Raw genomic sequence first — 23,464 nt, forward strand, 5'->3', positions numbered from 1 at the left:
ATGGAAAATAATGGAAAGTTCAGAATTATTCCGCAAACATTCTCATTGTATTTTTGCCTCTAAAGCACAATTTTGGCCTTCATCTCATATTTGGGATGAAGAAAGTACAATTGAAGATAATGTAACTAAATACCTACCTTCACTTGATAAATATATAGAACATTTAAATGATACAATTATAAATAAAAAAATTCCAATTGATAGTTTTGTCATTGAAGCCCCTGCGAGTATTTATAGCCAATCTATGGATGATGTTGCTGAATGGCTACATAGAGTACTATTTAAAATATCTCCAGAGTGTATAGAAGAAGTACAAAGTTTAATCCCTAAAGAAAATGGTGCTTATATTGATACAGGCTGGAGTTTCCGTTATGCGAACATTGCTTTTTTCGTATTGACGACGACCCCATTATATACAGAGTCTCATTCAAGGTTTTGTGGCGGAAATTCGCAGGATAAAGTTATCATGCATCTGCAACCTATGTATTCTTTTGAGTATCATTTTTCTCAATCAAAGCTAGGAAGTGAGTGGGATATTATCAATAAAATTAGAAATACATTTAAAAAGTTTGGTCGTGATTACAAACAAGATTTTCCTCATACGGTAACAGAAAATACGAATAATCGTTTGCATGAGGCACCTAAGTATTTAAAACCATTGAATAAGAATGACAGTATCATCACTTGGTGGAAATACCCTGTTAATTTTGTATTTAAAAAATAATCTAACTTGAGGCTAAAATGAAAAAAAATAAATTAGCATATTTATGGTGTTCCAATTATCTATTTCAGTTCTTTTTTTGTTTTGGCATTTTTATGCCTTTCTATCAGTTATGGTTAACAAATCAAGGTATAAGTAGTAAACATATTGGTATAATTTTAGCCGCAGGTCTGGTGAGTCGTTGTTTAGCAAGTTTATTCTTCGGCTCCTTGATAAAGCATGAGAAGCAGTATCAACCTGCATTAAGGGCCTTAGGTGCCTTTGGTTTATTGACATCAATTATAATGAGTTTTTATGCTGCTGACTTTATACTTATATTAGTTGTTACCTGTTTGTTTAACATTGCGATTGCCCCAGTATTTGGTTTATCAGATGCGATAATTACCACATTAGATAAAAGAAAAGTATTAACTTATGGTAGTGCTCGTATGTGGGGATCGATAGGGTTTGTTGCAGCGACGATTACAGGTGGGTATATTTTTGAAACATGGTCAGCATCGGCATTGCCTTTAATGTTAATTATCATTTGTAGTTTTCTATTTATGTCCGCGTTGTTTTCTTGCCCACAATTACAAACTAAAAATAAACATGAAAATAATAGTCTTAGCATATTACCAAAAAGTGAGAAACTATACAGTTCAACAGTGATCTTACTATTAATTACCGTCATATTATTACAAAGTAGTCATGCTTTTTTTTATGGCTTTGCTTCCGTTTACTGGCAAGAAATTGGCCTCTCAAAATCGGTGATAGGCTATCTTTGGGGCGTATCAATGAGCAGTGAGATACTGGTGTTTTTTCTAGCAAAAAAAATATTTTCAGATGTGTCCCATGTGAAATTACTACAATTTGCGAGTCTATGCGTCATTGTACGTTGGGCAGCATTAGCCGTATTACAAGATCCCTTTCTTATTGCTACCGCTCAATTATTGCATGGTGGTACATTTGCTCTTACGCAAGTTGCTTTGATTAAGGGCATTCAAATGTATGTGCAAGATTCAAAAATAGCTAAATTTCAAGGAGTCTATCAAGGTTATTATACTGCTATGATTGCCATATTTACGTATTTGTGTGGTCTGTTTTATGATAAATTTAAAGCTGACTTGTTTTTGTATATGTCAGCAATTGGAATCGTCAGCCTTTTACTCAGTGTTGGCCTGAATATCAAGTTTTTGAAGCACAAGCAGGTCGCTTATTAAGTTGTAGATATGTTGTTACCAGTGAGTCTGAATAGGCGTCACTGGTATGAGTGATTATTGACTTTATTGACGATCCGCTATCGTGATAGATGAAGCTGAAAAATAAACTTTTTATTGTATTTATCGATGATTAAAAATCCGTTTTCACAAACGGATTTTTAATCTCACACCTCATTAATTACCTATAAATACACTTATATTTAATTTGATTTTTTAATGTTTATTTAAAAAAGCATCATTTTACATTTCAAATGTAACTAGGTAACATTATTTAAATATTTTTTTTGTTACTTATGGGTTATTTTTGTTCTTTAATCCTCTGCATTACCGTTAGGTTAATTAATTTTATGGGTAATAAAGGTGGTTATTTGTTTTATTTAAGTTTTTAATTTTAAAAAAAAGTTGGCTTATACTTTAAAGTCCTTACTTAACAGTGTCTTATATGGGGGGTTTTTGAGTATTGTTCTTTTTTTGTCATGAATTTATATTATTAAATTAAAATAGTATTGATTTTTTTTGAAACTACTGTAGTTTTTATCTGGCTCAAACTTTAGGCTTAGTATTTGATTGTATACTAATTATAATCTTAATTTTTCATTTCTAATAGAAGCTAAGAATATAGATTGTTTGTAACAGGTGCGTCACAAAAGTATATAAAATATCATCCATGGGTGAAGCTTTACACTAAGTAATATGTCAACTTGATCTGGCAACACGACAACTCTTAAATATTATGTGTAAGCATGACGTCATTTCTACAGCCGACATAACAAGTAATATCATCCATAAATAAAAATATAAATGAGGAACAGTGTAATGAGTGAAAGAAATTTATGGGAACTTGGAGAAAAAATTGCAAGTAATTCTTCCATGTGGACGCGAATAAAAAATTCACCTAAAGGTGTTTCTGTTAGGGGAGGGGCAAAGTTAAGTAATATTCCTAAAAACATTGCAGCTGGTGGCTCCTTTATGCTTAAACAGGTTCCTATCCCTGTTGTAAGGCATATTTTGGGAGATTCCTTAAAAAAAGCCTACGATACAGGTAAAAAATATCATAGAAAAAAATACCAAACAGCGAAGGCAATCTCTGATGAGGATAAGACAAAATTTGGTTGGAAAGATTTAGATGTGCAAGATATGGATCGTTATAGATGGAAAATTGTTGATTCTATCAAAAGTTTTAATCAGGAAAGTATAAGTTTTACAGCGAACGTTGGCAAATATATTGAGCAGGGAAATGTCTGTGATCAATTTGTTAAGGTCACTGCTGGTTTTGCTTATAGCCGTAAACGAATTAAAAAGCTAAGAGATAAAACTCTGGCTATAAGAGAACTATGCACTCACACATTAAATTGGTTAGATGACGTTGATAATCAACTCAACCTTTGGGTGCAAGGTAATCAAAGCCCTCTGACTGAACTGGCAAAAAATATACCGGTAAATGGACATGAGCATTGTGATAAAACGGTATGTGCGGTATCAGACAAGGAAAAATTAAGGTTTAGTCATAGTAAATTGGCGAATGGAATACAAATGACAACGAGTGTCGTAGCGGGTGCATTCGATCCCATGGAGTTTTTTATTATTTCGCAACCATCAGACTTCAAAGTTAGAATACCAAATCCATATTCAGGTATTGTTTATTAATTATTTCATCTATTTTTTCTAGGGTCTGTTTACATGTTGCATTGTACTTTACATCAGATCCTGATTATCTTTTTTAGTATGCTATAAAGGAATATTACTGTAGCTTATTATTACCATATCAAACGAGTATGTCGGGATTTTTAACCGTACAGTTAGACGAAAAATACGATTGTTCGGCATTTCAAGCGCCATCGAAAATCATTATCAAGTGATCAAACCTCATTAAACCTCTAAAAATTATCAAGTTAGACAATCCCATGTTTCCGCACCACCCCTTAGATATTGAAAAGTATTGGTTTGAAAACTAATTTTATTTAATAAAAAATGAACTTGATCATATTATTAATAAATGTCACTTACTAGTTCATAAGATTTGTTTTGAGTGATTTTGTTCGCACTATTATACATATGGTGTTGACATTATTTTTCTCTGAATTTTACCCCCTTAATAATACACCAGCCTATATGAAAGTATGCTTTAAAGGTGGGCGTTGATTGCTGAGATCTAGCATTAACCTACTTGTTGGTGACCAATTAATGTTGTATAATTGTTTTTATTATGTTGCTGTTGTGGTTTTTTTTGTTTTTTGAATATCATTTACATATAAATAAATTTTTAATGGTTTTTTAAGTGATGAGTTTTTTTGGTGGTTTTAATGTCATTTATATTAAAGATAATAAAAACAATATAAATTTTTTATTAACCCCCCTTCCTCATTAAATAAATAATTGTAATATTAATAGGTTTGATTTTAATAACCTAAGTGGTAAATAATAGGAAGTAATATAATGTCCATGAATGTAATGAATAATGAGATGCAGCAATCTGGTGTGTCAGCTCTAGATTTTTTAAAACTTCATCCTGCTCAGGAAGATATTTATTATGATCAGATCCTTAATCATCAAAGCCCTAAGAATAATTTAGGTGGCTATACCACTATAGAAGATGTGGATATTTGTATATTACAGCAAGCTTGGGTGTTACTTCATGCTCATTTGGATGCATTACAGCTAAAAATTACCACTGATGGTGATGGGTCGCCATTACAATATATTCAACACGATAAAGTACCGAGTTTGGTGGGGTTTCATGATTTATCATTGATGGATGATGCAAAAAATACTGCGTTAGAGTGGATGCAGCAGCAAGTAGACACCTATATGGACTATTTGGGTGATGAACTTAATAAAATATCATTAATTAAGTTATCGGCGAATAGTTATTATATTTTTATCAAGGCTCATCATATTATGAATGACGGTGTTGGCATTTACCGTCTTCATGAATATTTACATCGTTTATACCAAGATATTGAACAAGGGAACTCAACCGATTGGCTATTGGATATTCCTCAATTTAAAGAAGCTGTACTAGTAAAGAGTGAATACCTTAATTCTTCAAAATATGCGCAAGATAAAACTTACTGGCAAGAGTTATTAAAACAGCATGAATCTCACAAATTACCGACTCGTTACCCACTAACCGATAATGCAATTTGTACATTAGCTTTGTCGGTAGAAAGCACTATGCAGTTATATGATTTCTGTGCTGATAATAGATTGAATATGCTGGCGGTTTTTTCCAGTGTTGTTAGTGTTGTAATGTCAGGTATAACAGGCCACAGCGACTTACTTTTGAACACCGTTACTCATGGGCGTAGTGGAAAAAAAGGAATGCAAGTGGTGGGAATGCAAGTGAATACTTTTCCATTTACTGCCTCACTTAATGAAAACCTTAATGTGATAGAACACATAAAAACAATCATGGCGTCAATGAAAAAGAGCTATGGGCATTGTGATTTTCCTTACTCGCATCTTAATCGTCTAGCAAATCGTTATGATGCATTGTTACCTGATATTATGGTTTCCTATGAACGAGTCAAAAATGATGCGGTTGAGCAGCTCCCATACTCCATTTTTAAAGTGGAGTCGACTTTTGATGATCATCCTTTACGACTGCGGTTAGACGATTTTGAAACTAATCAGTCTTTAGAGATTTCAGCATCTTATGGACAGCAGTATTTTACCCAAGCAGAGATAAAGCTCGTGCTTGAACGGATTGAACAGGTGTTGATGACTTTCGTGGAATCACCTACAACACAAATTAAACAAGTACCAAAATTATTGCCTCATGAGCGCGATATTTTGTTATATCGCTTCAATGATACAGCAGCCGATTACCCACAAGATAAAACCTTGCATCAATTGTTTGCTGAGCAAGTGGCGAAAACCCCAGACAGTATCGCTTTGGTATTTGAAGATACGCAGCTCACCTATGCAGAGTTAGATAAAAGAGCTAACCAATTAGCGCACGCTATCCGTCAAGAATACCTTAATACCTGTGGCCATGAGCTCATGGCTGACACACTCATCCCGCTGTATTTAGACCGCAGTTTGGAGATGGTGATTAGTATCTTAGCGGTACTCAAAGCGGGCGGGGCCTATGTGCCGATTTCCCCTGAGTATCCGGTTGAGCGGACTCAATTTATCTTAACCGATACGGCTGCCAAATTGGTGGTGACCCAGTCACAGCATCTTGCCACGTTGACAGGGCTAAGTGATAAAGCGAATAACACCATCAATCATGATGTCAGCTTACTGGCGGCAGACATATTATCGGCCTATGAAGATATGCCAACAGAATCACCAAGCCCTATAAGCATAGCCACTGATTTAGCCTATGTGATTTACACATCTGGTACCACTGGGAGGCCTAAAGGGGTGGCACTGGCACATAATGCAGTCGTCAACCGTATTCATTGGATGCAGAAAACATATCCGTTGATAGAAAGCGATCGGGTATTACAAAAAACGCCGTATATTTTTGATGTGTCGGTATGGGAATTACTTTGGGCTAACCAAGTTGGGGCGCGGATAGTGATTGCGGCGCCAGAGGTACATAAGCAACCTGAATTATTACAAGCGTTGATCTGTGATGCTGAAATAACCACTTTGCATTTTGTGCCTTCGATGCTCAGTGGCTTTAGCCACCATTTAAAAGCATCAGCGCAATGCTTTTCTGAGCGAGTGAAGCAAGTTTTTTGCAGTGGAGAAGCATTGGGAGTTACCCATGTTGAGGAATTTAATCAGGTCAGTGCGGCGGGTAGTTGTTTGTTCAACCTGTATGGACCGACTGAAGCGGCAATTGATGTCAGCTATTTTGATACGCGTGAGATCTTTAACAATAGTGTGCCTATTGGTCGTGCCATTGACAATATCCGTTTGTATGTGCTGGACGAGCAACGGCAGCTCATGCCTGTTGGCTCAATAGGGGAGCTTTACATCGGTGGTGCAGGGCTAGCGCGCGGTTACCTCAATCGTCCTGAATTAACCCAGGCGTGCTTCATTGATAACCCGTTTGCGACAGCAAAAGACATAGAAAAAGGCTACACCCGTTTATACAAAACGGGGGATTTGGTGCGTTACTTATCGGATGGGTGTTTGGAGTATTTAGGCCGTAATGACAGCCAGGTTAAAATTCGTGGTTACCGGATTGAATTGGGTGAAATAGAAACCGCATTATCAAGTCTTGATAGGGTTAAACAAGCGGTGGTGATAGACCGTGAGCGAGACGGTAATAAATACTTAGCGGCGTATATTATTTCTAATGAACAGGTTTTAAATGAGCAGGCTCAGGATAGTCACGCCCGAGAGACAGACAGTTTAATTGCTTCTTTGATGCAGACATTACCTGAATACATGGTGCCAGCGACCTTCACTGAAATTGATGTCATCCCGTTAACCATTAACGGCAAGTTAGACAGGCGAGCCTTGCCAGAGCCTGCGTGGGTGAGTGTTGATAACTACACCGCACCGCGTAATAACCTTGAGGCTCAGTTATGTGAGATTTGGCAGTCGGTGTTGGGCCTTGAGCTGGTTGGGATACACGATAACTTCTTCCGCAGTGGCGGGGATTCAATTACCGCGATGAAGTTGGTGGCCGCCATTCGTCGCAAGCTGGATGTTGATTTAGCCTTGAGTGCATTGTTTGAACAAAAGACCATAGCAGGTATCTCTTTGACGCTGAATGAGCAAATGCTTAATCAAGACGCGAGGGTGGTAATCCCTCATCTTGACTTGGGGGAGGAGGCTCGCTACCCGGTGTCCTTTGCGCAAGCGCGTATGCTGTTTATCGAGCAATTTGAGCAAGGCAGTAATGCTTATCATATGCCTTACTTGGCTCAGCTTGATGATGACGTCAATGTGTACTTGCTGGAAAAAGCGATTAACGTGGTGAGCGAACGTCATGCTGTGATGAATAGCGTTTATGGTTATAGTGAGTATGGTTATAGTGATGAGTATGACCATGATGAGAGACATGTTGATAAGCATGACTTTGATGAGACAGGTACGGCTTATCAGCAGGCATTAGACAGTGATTTAACCTTTCGCTCACAGACTTGCCATGATGAGGCTGAATTGCTGGCTTTGGTTAAAGCTGATATCGCCCACCCTTTTGATTTACAACACGAGCCCAGTCTGCGGCTTAGCCATTACCAACTTGCTCAAGGCCAATATATTTTACTCATGTGGCACCACATTGCGATGGATGGCTGGTCAACAGACATCTTTATCCGTGAGCTGGGTGAAGTGTATCAAGCATTAAAGGCGTCACGTGAAATAGACTTACCAGCATTGGACATTAATTACGGTGACTATGCTGCGTGGCAGCGTGACTACTTGCAAGGTGAGGTGGGCACACGGCAGCTTGATTATTGGCGACAGACATTGTCGGGTTATGAGACCTTGGCATTGCCAACCGATAAGCCAAGACCCGCGCAAATCGATTATCGCGGTCAAGACAGTGATTTTATCGTAGACACAGCATTGTCAGCTGAGCTTAGGGCATTAGCCAAGCAGCAAGAAACGACCCTGTACACAGTATTATTAAGTGCGTTTTACGTGAGTTTGGCCAAATTGACCGGACAAGAGGACATTATCGTGGGCTCGCCTTCGGATAATCGTCATCACGCTCAGACGCAAAGCTTAATCGGCATGTTTGTTAACTCACTGGCATTGAGAGCACAAGTGTCAGGTGATAGTGATATTAGCCAATTCATCCAAACAGTGCATAAGGTGGTATCACAGGCTAAGTCGAATCAAGATATCCCGTTTGAGCAATTGGTGGATGGATTGGATGTCGAGCGTGATAGCTCACGGCACCCCATTTTCCAAGTGATGTTCAGCGTGCAGGACTTTGGTAGAGACTCTAGTGCCGGTGAAATGAGCGCGAGTCAGCTGCCGTTTAGCCCAGTCGTTTTAGAAGAGGCAGAAGAAGCACTGTACAGCCCTGCCAAGTTTGATTTGAGCTTGTTCCTTGCCAACAGCGAAGAAAATATCAGTGGTCAACTCAATTATGCCGTGGGTTTATTTGATGAAACCACCATTACCCGTATATCAGCAATCTATACCCGGGTATTAACTGCCTTTGTTGCAGAGCCTACTCAAAAACTGGCAAATATCGATGTGCTTTCCACGCAAGAACGTAATACCTTACTCTATGATTTCAACGACACGGATGCGCCATACCCGCAAGATAAAACCTTGTATCAATTGTTTGCTGAGCAAGCCACTAAAACCCCAGACAATATCGCTTTGGTGTTTGAAGACACGCAGCTCACCTATAACGAACTCAATGAAAGAGCCAACCAGCTAGCCCACGCTATCCGTCAAGAATACCTTGACACATGCGGCCATGAGCTCAAAGCTGACACACTCATTCCGCTGTATTTAGACCGCAGTCTGGAGATGGTGATAAGTATTTTAGCGGTACTCAAAGCGGGTGGTGCGTATGTGCCTATTTCGCCCGAGTATCCGACTGAGCGCACCCAGTTTATTTTAACGGATACCGCCGCCAAACTGGTGGTGACCCAGTCGCAGCATCTTGGTACGTTGACAGGGCTAAGTCATGGAGCGAATAACACTACCAATCATGATGTCAGCTTGCTGGCGGCAGACATATTATCGACCTATGTTGATATGCCAACAGAGGCACCAATCTACATCAGCACCGCCACAGATTTAGCCTATGTGATTTACACCTCGGGTACCACGGGTCAACCTAAAGGGGTAATGATTGAGCACAAAAGTAGTGCCAGTCGAAATCAATATATGTCTTCTCGCGGGGAAACGGCTAAAAACACGTATTTGTTTAAAACCAGCTATGTATTTGATGTGTCTGTATCCGATTTGTTTAGCCACTTAAATGTGGGGGCTAAAATAGTGATGGCTCAGTCAAGTTTCGACATGGATGAAATCATGCATTTACTTGAATTTCATGATATCAATGCTTGCCATTTTGTTCCTTCTCAATTTTCAGCATTATTAGCATCGACTACCTTGCCTTGTGACTTCGAGCATATTTACTTCAGTGGTGAAAATCTAACACAAGAGCAGCTGGTTCATTTTGATTTTAATCTGACGAAAGTCATTAATTATTATGGGCCAACAGAAACGGGTGAAGCGACAAGTTATATGGTCAATTCGCTTAATGCTGACAGTACCATTGGTCGCCCTTTCAATGATGTAAAAGTCTATGTGCTGCAAGGAATGGCATTAGCTCCTTTAGGGGCAATAGGTGAATTGTACATAGGCGGTGCAGGCCTTGCCCGCGGTTACCTTAATCGTCCCGAATTGACGGAGCAATGTTTCATTGATAACCCGTTTGCGACCGAAGCTGACATAGCAAAAGGCTACACCCGTTTATACAAAACCGGGGATTTAGTGCGTTACTTGCCTAGTGGAAACGCTGATGGAAATACTGATGGCAATTTAGAATATTTAGGCCGTAATGACAGCCAGGTTAAAATTCGTGGTTACCGGATTGAATTGGGCGAAATCGAAACGGCATTATCACTTCTTGATAGTGTAAAGCAAGCGGTGGTGATAGACCGAGAGCGCGAGGGTAATAAATACTTAGCGGCGTATATTATTTCAAATGAATCACCTCTAGATGGGAAGAGCATACATACAGACAGCTTAATCGCGTCATTAACGCAGGCCTTACCTGAATACATGGTGCCAGCAACCTTCACCGTTATTGATGCCATCCCGTTAACCATTAACGGCAAGTTAGACAGGCGTGCTTTACCAGAGCCTGCGTGGGTGAGTGTGGATAACTACACTGCACCGCGTAACGCACTTGAGGCTCAGTTGTGTGAGATTTGGCAGTCGGTGCTGTGCCTTGAGCAAGTGGGGATACACGATAACTTTTTCCGCAGTGGCGGTGATTCCATAACGGCGATGAAGTTGGTGGCCGCCATTCGTCGAGAGTTGAATGTTGATTTAGCCTTGAGCGCATTGTTTGAGCAAAAAACCATCGCGGGTATCGTAATGACGCTGAATGAGCAAATGCTTAATCAGGACGTGAGGGTGATAATTCCTCATCTTGATTTGGGTGATAAGGCTTGCTACCCGGTGTCCTTTGCGCAAGCGCGGATGCTGTTTATTGAGCAATTTGAGCAAGGTAGCAGTGCTTATCACATTCCTTACTTGGCTCAGCTTGATGATAACGTGAATGTGTATTTACTGGAAAAAGCGATTAACGTGGTGAGTGGCCGTCATGCTGTGATGAATAGCGTATATGGTTATAGTGAGAATGACTATGATGAGAGAAATGTTGATGAGACCCATACGGCTTATCAACGGGCATTAGACAGTCATTTAGCCTTTCGCTCACAGACTTGCCATGATGAGGATGAATTGCTGGCTTTGGTTAAAGCTGATATCGCCCATCCTTTTGATTTGCAACACGAGCCCAGTTTGCGGCTTAACCATTACCAACTTGCTCAAAGCCAAAGCCAAAGCGAAAGCTCAGAGCTAGGCCAATATATCTTACTCATGTGGCACCACATAGCGATGGATGGCTGGTCAACAGACATCTTTATCCGTGAGCTGGGTGAAGTGTATCAAGCATTAAAGGCGTCACGTGAAATTGACTTACCGGTATTAGACATTAATTACGGTGACTATGCTGCGTGGCAACGTGACTACTTGCAAGGTGAGGTGGGCACACAGCAGCTTGATTATTGGCGACAGACATTATCAGGTTATGAGACCCTGGCATTGCCAACCGATAAGCCAAGACCCGCGCAAATCGATTATCGCGGTCAAGACAGTGATTTTATCGTAGACACAGCATTGTCAGCTGAGCTTAGGGCATTAGCCAAGCAGCAAGAAACGACCCTGTACACAGTATTATTAAGTGCGTTTTACGTGAGTTTGGCAAAGCTGACCGGACAAGAGGACATTATTGTTGGCTCGCCGTCAGATAATCGTCATCACGCCCAGACACAAAGCTTAATCGGCATGTTTGTTAACTCACTGGCACTGAGGACGCAAGTGTCAGGTGACAGCGACATCGCTGAATTTATCCAAACAGTGCATAAGGTGGTATCACAGGCTAAGTCGAATCAAGATATCCCGTTTGAGCAATTGGTGGATGGATTGGATGTCGAGCGTGATAGCTCACGTCACCCCATTTTCCAAGTGATGTTCAGCGTGCAGGACTTTGGTACAGACTCCATTGCCGGTGAAATGAGCGCGAGCCAGCTGCCGTTTAGCCCAGTGGTGTTAGAAGAAGCACTGTACAGCCCTGCCAAGTTTGATTTGAGTTTGTTCCTTGCCAACAGCGAAGAGAATATCAGTGGTCAACTCAATTATGCCGTGGGTTTATTTGATGAAACCACCATCATCCGTATATCAGCAATCTATACCCGGGTATTAACCGCTTTTGTTGCAGGGCCTGCTCAAAAACTGGCAAATATCGATGTGCTTTCCGCGCAAGAACGTAATACCTTACTCTATGATTTCAACGACACGGATGCGCCGTACCCGCAAGATAAAACCTTGCATCAATTGTTTGCTGAGCAAGTGGCGAAAACCCCAGACAATATCGCACTAGTTTTTGAGGGCGAAGAGCTCACCTATAACGAACTCAATGAAAGAGCCAACCAGCTAGCCCACGCCATCTGTCAAGAATACCTTGATACCTGTGGCCATGAGCTCAAAGCTGACACACTCATCCCGCTGTATTTAGACCGCAGTCTTGAGATGGTGATAAGTATTTTAGCGGTACTGAAAGCGGGCGGGGCCTATGTGCCGATTTCGCCTGAGTATCCGGCTGAGCGCACTCAGTTTATCTTAACCGATACGGCTGCCAAACTGGTGGTGACCCAGTCTCAGCATCTTGCCACGTTGACAGGGCTAAGTGATGAAGCGAATAAGACCATCAATCATGATGTCAGCTTGCTGGCGGCAGACATATTATCGACCTATGTTGATATGCCAACAGAATCACCAAGTCCCATCAGCACCGCCACAGATTTAGCCTATGTGATTTACACCTCAGGCACCACAGGCAAACCCAAGGGAGTGATGGTAGAACATGGTAATGGGGTGCACCTTGTCGAGGCCTTAACCCAGCGCTTCAATGTGCAGGAGAGAGAAAAGGTATTATTGTTTTCATCTTATGTGTTTGATGTGTCGATATTTGAAATATTTGTAGGATTAAGTCAAGGCCTGACGGGGTACATGTGCAGTGAAAGCGAGCGAGATGTAGTAAGTATGAGTGACATGCTGGCCAATGAAAGCATTGATATTACCTTGTTACCGCCAGTGATATTATCTCAGCTAACCCCAGGTGACTTTCCTGCACTGAAAACGGTGATATCTGGTGGTGACTCACCTTCTTTGGGTTTATTGAACTCATTTAGTGAGCATTGTCAGGTATTTAATGCGTATGGCCCGACTGAAATTACCGTGTGTGCCACGGCCAACGAATATCTTGTAGGTGACAGCGCCAACAATATTGGCCGTGGTGTCAATAATACCCAGCGGTACGTTCTCGATGAATATTTGCAGCTAACGCCCTTGGGCGCCAATGGTGAATTATACATCGGTGGTGCAGGCCTTGCGCGTGGTTACTTAAATCGTCCTGAATTAACCCAAGCGTGTTTCATTGATAACCCGTTTGCGACAGAAGCTGACATAGCAAAAGGTTACACCCGTTTATACAAAACCGGGGATTTAGTGCGTTACTTACCGGATGGGTGTTTGGAGTACTTAGGTCGTAATGACAGCCAGGTTAAAATTCGTGGTTACCGGATTGAATTGGGCGAAATCGAAACGGCATTATCACTTCTTGATAGTGTAAAGCAAGCGGTGGTGATAGACCGAGAGCGCGAGGGTAATAAATACTTAGCGGCGTATATTATTTCAAATGAACAGGTTTTAAATGAGCAGGCTGTCGATGGGCAGAGTCGAAACCAGCAAGCCCTAGATACAGGCAGCTTAATCGCCTCTTTGACGCAGGTCTTACCCGAATACATGGTGCCAGCAACCTTCACCGTTATTGATGCCATCCCGTTAACCATTAACGGCAAGCTAGACAGGCGTGCCTTGCCAGAGCCTGCGTGGGTGAGTGTTGATAACTACACTGCACCGCGCAATAACCTTGAGACTCAGCTGTGTGAGATTTGGCAGTCGGTATTGGGCCTTGAGCAGGTTGGGGTACACGATAACTTTTTCCGCAGTGGCGGGGATTCAATTACCGCGATTAAGTTAGTGGCAGCGATCCGTCGCGAATTGGATGTTGATTTAGCTTTAAGTACGTTGTTTGAACAAAAGACCATCGCGGGTATCTCTCTGACGCTGAATGAGCAAATGCTGGCTCAGGACACAAGGGTGATAATTCCTCATCTTGATTTGGGTGATAAGGCTCGCTACCCGGTGTCCTTTGCACAAGCGCGTATGCTGTTTATCGAGCAATTTGAGCAAGGCAGCAGTGCTTATCACATTCCTTACTTGGCTCAGCTTGATGATGACGTCAATGTGTACTTACTGGAAAAAGCGATTAACGTGGTGAGTGGCCGTCATGCTGTGATGAATAGCGTATATGGTTATAGTGAGCATGACTTTGATGAGGCAGGTACGGCTTATCAGCAGGCATTAGACAGTCATTTAGCCTTTCGCTCACAGACTTGCCATGATGAGGTTGAATTGCTGGTTTTGGTTAAAGCTGATATCGCCCACCCTTTTGATTTACAACACGAGCCAAGTTTGCGGCTTAACCATTACCAACTTGCTCCAGGTCAAAACCAAAGCCAAGAGCAAGGCCAAGGCCAAAGTCAAAGCGACAGCCCAGAGCAAGGTCAATATATTTTACTCATGTGGCACCACATTGCGATGGATGGCTGGTCAACAGACATTTTTATCCGTGAGCTGGGTGAAGTGTATCAGGCATTAAGTGAATCACGTGAAATAGACTTACCGGTATTGGACATTACTTACGGTGACTATGCTGCGTGGCAACGAGACTACTTGCAAGGGGAGGTGGGCACACAGCAGCTTGATTATTGGCGAGAAGCCTTGTCGGGTTATGAGAACTTAGCGCTGCCAACCGATAAGCCAAGACCCGCGCAAATAGATTATCGCGGACAAAACAGTGACTTTATAGTAGACAAATCATTGTCAGCTAAACTTCGATCTTTGGCCAAAGAGCAAGAAACTACGCTCTACACGGTATTACTGAGTGCGTTTTACGTGAGTTTGGCCAAATTGACCGGACAAGAGGACATTATTGTTGGCTCGCCTTCAGATAATCGTCATCACGCTCAGACACAAAGCTTAATCGGCATGTTTGTTAACTCACTGGCACTGAGGGCACACGTGTCAGGTGATAGCGATATCACTCAATTTATCCAAACGGTGCACAAAGTCGTATCACAGGCTAAATCCCATCAAGATATCCCGTTTGAGCAATTGGTGGATGGATTGGATGTAGAGCGTGATAGCTCACGGCACCCTATTTTCCAAGTGATGTTCAGCGTGCAAGACTTTGGTGCAGGTTTTGGCTCAGACTCGGGTATGGATGAAATGAGCGCGAGTCAGCTGCCATTTACACAAGCGGTGTTAGAAGATGCTGAAGAAGCACTGTACAGTCCTGCCAAGTTTGATTTGAGTTTGTTCCTTGCCAACAGCGAAGAGGATATCAGTGGTCAACTCAATTATGCAGTGGGTTTATTTGATGAAACCACCATCATCCGTATATCAGCAATCTATACTCGGGTATTAACCGCTTTTGTTGCAGAGCCTGCTCAAAAACTGGCAAATATCGATGTGCTTTCCGCGCAAGAACGTAATACCTTACTCTATGATTTCAACGACACGGATGCGCCATACCCACAAGATAAAACCTTGCATCAATTGTTTGCTGAGCAAGTGGCGAAAACCCCAAATAACATCGCTTTGGTCTTTGAAGACACGCAGCTCACCTATAGAGAACTCAATGAAAGAGCCAACCAGCTAGCCCACGCCATCCGCCAAGAATACCTTGATACCAATGGCCATGAACTCAAAGCTGACACACTCATCCCGCTGTATTTAGACCGCAGTCTGGAGATGGTGATAAGTATTTTAGCGGTACTGAAAGCGGGCGGGGCCTATGTGCCGATTTCGCCTGAGTATCCGGCAGAACGCACCCAGTTTATCTTAAGCGATACCGCTGCCAAACTGGTGGTGACCCAGTCGCAGCATCTTGCTACCTTGACCGCGCTAACAGCACTTAGTGACGATAAAGCACATCAAATTAGCTTATTAGCGGCAGACCAACCTTCGGCCTATGAAAATATGCCGAACGAGTCACCAAGCGCTATCAGCACCGCCACTGATTTAGCCTATGTGATTTACACCTCGGGTACCACTGGAAAGCCTAAAGGGGTATTAACGCCCCACCAAGGTATCACTTCCTTAGTACAAAATAACGCGTATATAGATTTGTCAGCTGATGATGTTTTTTTGCAGTTATCAGATACAAGCTTTGATGCTGCGACTTTTGAATTGTGGGGAGCGTTAACACATGGGGCAAAATTAGCATTACCGATCCGTAATGCCCGTATGTCGGTGGAGCAAATCCAACATTTGCTTAGCAGGCATAAGGTCAGTGTTTTATGGTTAACTCGGGCTTTGTTTGACAGTTTATATATTCAAGACGTTAACTTATTTGCCAATTTACGTTATTTATTAGTGGGTGGTGAAGCATTGACACCAGCCTTGATGCGTCAATTATTGGCGCAAGATAGTAGGCCGGAAAAACTGTTAAATGGTTACGGACCAACGGAAAGTACGACGTTCACGACCACTTACGATTGTGAGAGTTTTGGCGAGTCAGTGCCGATTGGTAAGCCTATCAATACTCGAAAAGTCTATATATTGGACTGTAACAGACAATTAGTACCTATGGGTGCAGTTGGAGAGCTGTATATCGGCGGTGCAGGTCTTGCGCGCGGTTACCTCAATCGTCCTGATTTAACCCAAGCGTGTTTCATTGATAACCCGTTTGCGACAGCAAAAGACATAGCAAAAGGCTACACCCGTCTATACAAAACCGGTGATTTGGTGCGTTACATTCCTAATAGAAACGCTAATGGAAACGCTGATGGAAATACTGATGGAAATTTAGAATATTTAGGCCGTAATGACAGCCAGGTTAAAATTCGTGGTTACCGGATTGAATTGGGCGAAATCGAAACCGCGTTATCAAGTCTTGATAGTGTTAAACAAGCGGTGGTGATAGACCGTGAGCGTGAGGGCAATAAATACTTAGCGGCGTACATTATTTCTAATGAACAGGTTTTAAATGAACGGGTCTTAAATGAGCAGGCTCAGGATAGTCACGCCCTAGATACAGACAGCTTAATTGCCTCTTTGACGCAGTCCTTACCTGAATACATGGTGCCAGCGACCTTCACTGAAATTGATGCTATTCCATTAACCATTAACGGTAAGTTAGACAGGCGTGCCTTGCCAGAGCCTGCGTGGGTGAGCGTTGATAACTACACTGCACCGCGTAATAACCTTGAGACTCAGCTGTGTGAGATTTGGCAGTCGGTATTGGGCCTTGAGCAGGTTGGCATACATGATAACTTTTTCCGCAGTGGCGGTGATTCAATTATCAGTATTCAGCTGGTATCGAAATTACGTCAGGCGGGCTTTACTTTGCAGGTCAAAACGATTTTCGATGCACCGACCGTGGCGCAACTGGCCAGCATGCTTGAAAAAGAAGCTTCATCAGTTGACATCATCGCTGAGCAGGGACGTCTGGAAGGGGAGTTTGGTTTACTGCCGATACAAGATTGGTTCTTTAATAAGCCGTGGGCGAGTGCGCATCACTGGAACCAAGCTTTTATGGTGCAGTTGCCAAGCGGTATTGACTTGCCAGCCATCGAGCTTGCGCTTGAGCGTTTAGCTGAGCGGCACGATATGCTCCGCGCTCGTTTCACTTTGTCAGAGCCGTTATCGACAGAGCAATTTTCATCAGAGCAGGCTTACTCAGCACAAATAAGACGTCAGCGTTACGATGAGCTCAGCACAATGTCACCTTTGGTGAGCTGTGATGTGAGTGCTCTGTCTGATGTTGAATTGCAGCAGCAATTAACCACATGGCAGAGCCACTTTTCGCTTGATGTTGGCCCCTTATGGCAAGCCGCACATTTGAGCGGTTATCCAGACGGTCGTTCGCGGATATTCTTCGCGTTTCATCACTTAATTATCGATGCGGTGTCATGGCGAATTATTGCTGAGGATATGCACTTGCTATTAACTGGGCAGAGCTTGCCAGCGAAAACCAGTAGTTATCGTCAGTGGGTGGCAGCGGTAGGTGATTATGCACAGCGGTCGGTCGATGAATGTGCATATTGGCAACAGGTCACCGCCGAGCTGAAGCCATTAATTGCACATGAAGCCAAGCATCAGCAAGTAATGATGTTATCAAATGAGCTAACCGACACCTTATTGCATGAGGCCAATGGCGGATATCACACCGACATTAATGATTTATTACTCAGTGCATTAGCCATCGCATTACAAGACACCTTGGGCGAGCCCGTTAACCATATTGTGTTAGAAGGTCATGGGCGTGAGTTCATTGATGACAGCTTGGATGTGTCACAGACAGTTGGTTGGTTTACCAGCATGTATCCGGTGAAATTAACGGCTGATGAGGATATTGCGGTTAACATTATTCAAACCAAAGAAATGCTCAGGGCGATGCCACACAAGGGTATTGGTTATGGCGCTTTGCGTCAGGCAGGAAAGCTCACTGGCCCACTGCCTAAGGTGAGTTTTAACTACCTCGGGCAATTGGGTGGAAAACGTGAAGGCGAAAATGAACGTGATTGGAGTCTTGTCACGGGGGATGCTGGGGTGCAAATTGCCTTGGATAATGAGGACGATTTAGCGCTCAATATTAACGGAGCTGTGCAGCAAGGGATGTTGTGTTTCAGTGTGGTATCACGCTTATTCTCTGTACAAACAACCGCTTTTGTTGCCGCTTTTGAGGCAGGGCTTGAGGCGGTCATTAACACGGCTCAATGTCAGGCTCAAGCGGGTGGATTTAAAACGCCGAGTGATTATGGCGTTGAAAAGTTATCATTAACCACCTTGTCTCGATTACAACGTCAGCACGATATTGAAGCTATCTATCCTGCTACTAGTCTACAGCAAGGGTTTATTTACCATCATGTTAGTCAGCCTCAAGATGATGCTTACCGAGTGCAACTCTTGCTTGATTATCATCAAGAGATAAACCTTGAGGTATACCAGCAAGCCTGGCGTTTGGCGTCATTACGTTACCCTATTTTGCGCACCGCGTTTGATTGGCAAGAAGAGATGCTACAAGTGGTCACACGTGGAGCCAGTATCGATGAGTCTAACTTTCATTTTCATGATATTAGCCATTTATCAGAAAAAGAACGTGAGCTAGCTATTACGGATATTCAGCAACAAGATAGAGCACTACCCTTTGATTTAACCCAGCCAGGCTTAATCCGCTTGACCTTAATTAAGCAGGCTGACAACTTAACCACGGTACTAAAAAGTGAGCACCACAGTATTGCTGACGGTTGGAGCTTACCCGTGTTAATGCAGGCTGTGCACGGCAACTACGACCAACTTATGGCCGGTGAGACGCCCATTCTCGAGGTTGATAAGGCGTACTTGGCCACGCAACAATACTATCTCGATACCAAAGCTGAAACAGATACTTATTGGTCAGACATAAAAGACACCTATCAGGGCACGACTGATTTATCCAATTTGTTAAGTCAAAAAGTGGATTTGGCGCAAGTTAAGGCTATTGAAAAGCCAGCGGAGCAAGTGCTCACCATACAAGGTCAGGCGTACGAAAAATTAAAAAACATGTGCAAAGCCCAAGGAGTCACCTTGAATGTGGCGTTGCAGTTTGCTTGGCATAAATTATTGCAAACTTACAGTGGCGATAGCCAGACGATAGTGGGCACCACGGTATCGGGCCGAGATGTGCCGGTTGAGGGCATTGAGTCGAGTGTGGGTTTGTACATTAACACCTTGCCTTTAATGGTTAACTGGGAAAAAGATGCAGATGCACTAACCGTTGTTTCAGTTTTGCAGACTATCCAGCGTGATATTGCGGTATTAAACAGCCACAGCGCAGTATCACTGGCGATCCTGCAACAAGACGGCGAGCGCTTATTTCACAGCTTGTTTGTGTTTGAAAACTATCCGATGGCTGAAATAGATGAAGATAATAGGGGTATAGAATCCAGTTTAAGACTCCGTCAATCAGTAGAGAAGATTGATTACCCCTTATCAGTTATCGCTTTTGAACAAGGTGACAGCTTAGTTGTTAAGCTCGGGTTTAGTGAGGATTGGTTAGTCTCACATGATGCCTCACGCTTGTTAAATCAGCTGGAAAGTATATTAACATCCATCGCCGTCGAGCCAGAGCAGTTGTGTCAGTCTTTGTCTTTTATCAGTGAAGAAGAGCGCGATACTTTACTCTATGACTTCAACGACACGGATGCGCCGTACCCGCAAGATAAAACCTTGTATCAATTGTTTGCTGAGCAAGCCACTAAAACCCCAAACAATATCGCTTTGGTGTTTGAAGACACGCAGCTCACCTATAACGAACTCAATGAAAGAGCCAACCAGCTAGCCCACGCTATCCGTCAAGAATACCTTGACACATGCGGCCATGAGCTCAAAGCTGACACACTCATTCCGCTGTATTTAGACCGCAGTCTGGAGATGGTGATAAGTATTTTAGCGGTACTCAAAGCGGGTGGTGCGTATGTGCCTATTTCGCCCGAGTATCCGACTGAGCGCACCCAGTTTATTTTAACGGATACCGCCGCCAAACTGGTGGTGACCCAGTCACAGTATCTCACTAGTCTGACAACACTCAACGATAGCATGAATCATGATGTCAGCTTGCTGGCGGCAGACATATTATCGACCTATGTTGATATGCCAACAGAGTCACCAAGCCCTATCAGCACCGCCACTGATTTAGCCTATGTGATTTACACATCGGGTACCACTGGAAATCCTAAAGGGGTATTAACGCCCCACCAAGGTATCACTTCCTTAGTGCAAAATAACGCGTATATAGATTTGTCAGCTGATGATGTTTTTTTGCAGTTATCAGATACAAGCTTTGATGCTGCGACTTTTGAATTGTGGGGAGCGTTAACACATGGGGCAAAATTAGCATTACCGATCCGTAATGTCCGTATGTCGGTGGAGAAAATCCAACATTTGCTTAGCAGGCATAAGGTTAGTATTTTATGGTTAACCCGGGCTTTGTTTGACAGCTTATATATTCAAGACGTTAACTTATTTGCCAATTTACGTTATTTATTAGTGGGTGGTGAAGCATTGACAGCAGCCTTAATACGTCAATTATTGGCGCAAGATAATAGGCCGGAAAAACTGTTAAATGGCTACGGACCAACCGAAAGTACGACGTTCACGACCACTTACGATTGTGAGAGTTTTGGCGAGTCAGTGCCGATTGGTAAGCCTATGAATACTCGAAAAGTCTATGTATTGGACTGTAACAGACAATTAGTACCTATGGGTGCAGTTGGAGAGCTGTATATCGGCGGTGCAGGTCTTGCGCGCGGTTACCTCAATCGTCCTGATTTAACCCAAGCGTGTTTCATTGATAACCCGTTTGCGACAGAAGCTGACATAGCAAAAGGCTACACCCGTTTATACAAAACCGGTGACTTGATGCGTTACTTACCGGATGGGTGTTTGGAGTACTTAGGCCGTAATGATAATCAGGTTAAAATTCGTGGTTACCGGATTGAATTGGGCGAAATAGAAACGGCGTTATCAAGTCTTGATAGTGTTAAACAAGCGGTGGTGATAGACCGAGAGCGTGAGGGCAATAAATACTTAGCGGCGTATATTGTTTCTAATGAACAGGTTTTAAATGAGCAGGCTGTCGATGGGCAGAGTCGAAACCAGCAAGCACTAGAGACAGACAGCTTAATCGCTTCTTTGACGCAGGCCTTACCTGAATACATGGTGCCAGCGACCTTCACTGTTATCGATGCCATCCCGTTAACCATTAACGGTAAATTAGACAGACGCGCCTTGCCAGAGCCTGCGTGGGTCAGTGTTGATAACTACACTGCACCGCGTAATGCATTTGAGACTCAGCTGTGTGAGATTTGGCAGTCGGTATTGGGCCTTGAGCAGGTGGGGATACACGATAACTTTTTCCGAAGTGGTGGTGATTCGATTTCGGCGATTAAGTTGGTGTCGGCCATTCGTCGAGAGTTGAATGTCGATATTCCCTTGAGTACGTTATTTAGTCTGCCTAAAATTGCCTTGTTGTGTGATTGGCTAACTAAGGGGGCAGGCAAAGAGGATTTATTGAAAATGTTAACGCCTGAGTCGACTGTAAAGCGGAAGATCTTTATGATCCACCCTGCTAATGCTGGCAGTGAGGTTTATGTGCCTTTGGCCTTGTCGTTAGCTGATGAGTTTAATTGCATTGGTATTGATAATTATAACCATCACTCAGAAATTAACATATCGTCTTTAAATCAAATGGCGGCAATGTATATTGACTTAATACTTGATCATACGTCAATTGCTGAACCTATTTACCTTCTTGGGTGGTCGTTAGGCGGTCAATTAGCCTTGGAAATGGCCTATTTGTTAGAATCTCGTGGTGCGAAAGATATTAAGGTGTTTTTACTTGATTCAGTCATGAATTCAGAGCCGCTTCACAGGTTAAAAAAGCAAATGGATATGCCATCTATGGTACTAAAAATGAGAGAGGTACTTCATGAGGAGGGTGAAGTAGATTCAGATTATATTGAAAAAGTATTGCAGGTGTATCCGCTAGAAATAGCAATGGCGCAATGTGAACAAAGCGGTCGACTAGAGTATGCTGAGGTGACTCTGTTTAAGGCTGGTTTGACGGATTGCAGAATGGGTGATGATGTGATTTCAAACAATATGAGTCGATTTGTCGTTGAATTACCAGATAACAACGTGACTCAGTGGGTGGAGAAACCACTTACTGTAAGATTAATGAATAACAGACATCATGGTAATATTATTGAATCAGTAGGGGAGATCAGAATGGAGATAATGAAATGTTTACTATTAGATGAAGCCATTGAATTAATATAATATTCTTGTTTTAATTGGCAGCGCATTATTGACTCTCACCCAGCTTTAATGCGCTGTAAATGGGAATGCCTTGTTAACTAAAAATGTAGTCACCAATAAAGTGCATGACTGTTATGACGTGATTGGCGAATAGCCAACGGATCTCTTTCGCTACTTATTCAAATAATATACTTATGTTCTGAATCCAAGACATGATAAGTCTGACTTAAAGATGACTTTTAGTGTCCTCACCAATCTGATGTGTGTTCATCGCTTAGTGTGTTGTTAGTACTTAACCTGGGCTCGGGTTAAGCAGCGCCGCTTAATATCGCTATTTTGGCCCCTATCTTTGTTGTGTTTTCTAGTCATAGCCAGCTATTACGTACGAAATCCCGCCTTGATATCGACAAAAATGTCGGCATTAAGCAAGTGAGTGGGTGAATAGTAA

At 42.5% G+C, this 23,464-nt stretch carries 4 protein-coding genes; all 4 read left to right on the plus strand.

Going from position 1 to position 23,464, the window contains the following annotated elements; genetic code table 11:
* The first annotated feature begins 10 nt into the window (after positions 1 to 10).
* The 4 genes from HQQ94_RS05160 to HQQ94_RS05175 all read left to right on the plus strand — a co-directional run bounded on the left by HQQ94_RS05160 (position 11) and on the right by HQQ94_RS05175 (position 23,037).
* Positions 11 to 724 carry a YqcI/YcgG family protein gene (locus tag HQQ94_RS05160; protein WP_173293402.1) on the plus strand — a complete coding sequence of 238 codons (714 nt, stop codon included), beginning with the start codon at positions 11 to 13 and terminating at the stop codon, positions 722 to 724.
* 17 nt (positions 725 to 741) lie between these two features.
* On the plus strand, positions 742 to 1,920 hold the full coding sequence (locus HQQ94_RS05165) for a 3-phenylpropionate MFS transporter (RefSeq protein WP_173293403.1): 1,179 nt from the start codon (positions 742 to 744) through the stop codon (positions 1,918 to 1,920).
* An 816-nt stretch (positions 1,921 to 2,736) separates the two neighbouring features.
* The gene (locus HQQ94_RS05170; RefSeq protein ID WP_173293404.1) at positions 2,737 to 3,567 is read left to right on the plus strand and encodes a hypothetical protein; all 831 of its coding nucleotides are present in this window, start codon (positions 2,737 to 2,739) and stop codon (positions 3,565 to 3,567) included.
* A gap of 789 nt (positions 3,568 to 4,356) precedes the next feature.
* Positions 4,357 to 23,037: a non-ribosomal peptide synthetase gene (locus HQQ94_RS05175; protein WP_173293405.1), complete on the plus strand. Its 18,681-nt coding sequence runs from the start codon at positions 4,357 to 4,359 to the stop codon at positions 23,035 to 23,037.
* Positions 23,038 to 23,464: the final 427 nt, after the last annotated feature.

The organism is Shewanella sp. VB17 (assembly GCF_013248905.1).
Lineage (GTDB): Bacteria > Pseudomonadota > Gammaproteobacteria > Enterobacterales > Shewanellaceae > Shewanella.

Bases quoted from the DNA above. Each gene is read 5' to 3' on its own strand.
- HQQ94_RS05160 (WP_173293402.1), top strand. From the start codon at position 11: ATGGAAAGTTCAGAATTATTCCGCAAACATTCTCATTGTATTTTTGCC.
- HQQ94_RS05165 (WP_173293403.1), top strand. From the start codon at position 742: ATGAAAAAAAATAAATTAGCATATTTATGGTGTTCCAATTATCTATTT.
- HQQ94_RS05170 (WP_173293404.1), top strand. From the start codon at position 2,737: ATGAGTGAAAGAAATTTATGGGAACTTGGAGAAAAAATTGCAAGTAAT.
- HQQ94_RS05175 (WP_173293405.1), top strand. From the start codon at position 4,357: ATGTCCATGAATGTAATGAATAATGAGATGCAGCAATCTGGTGTGTCA.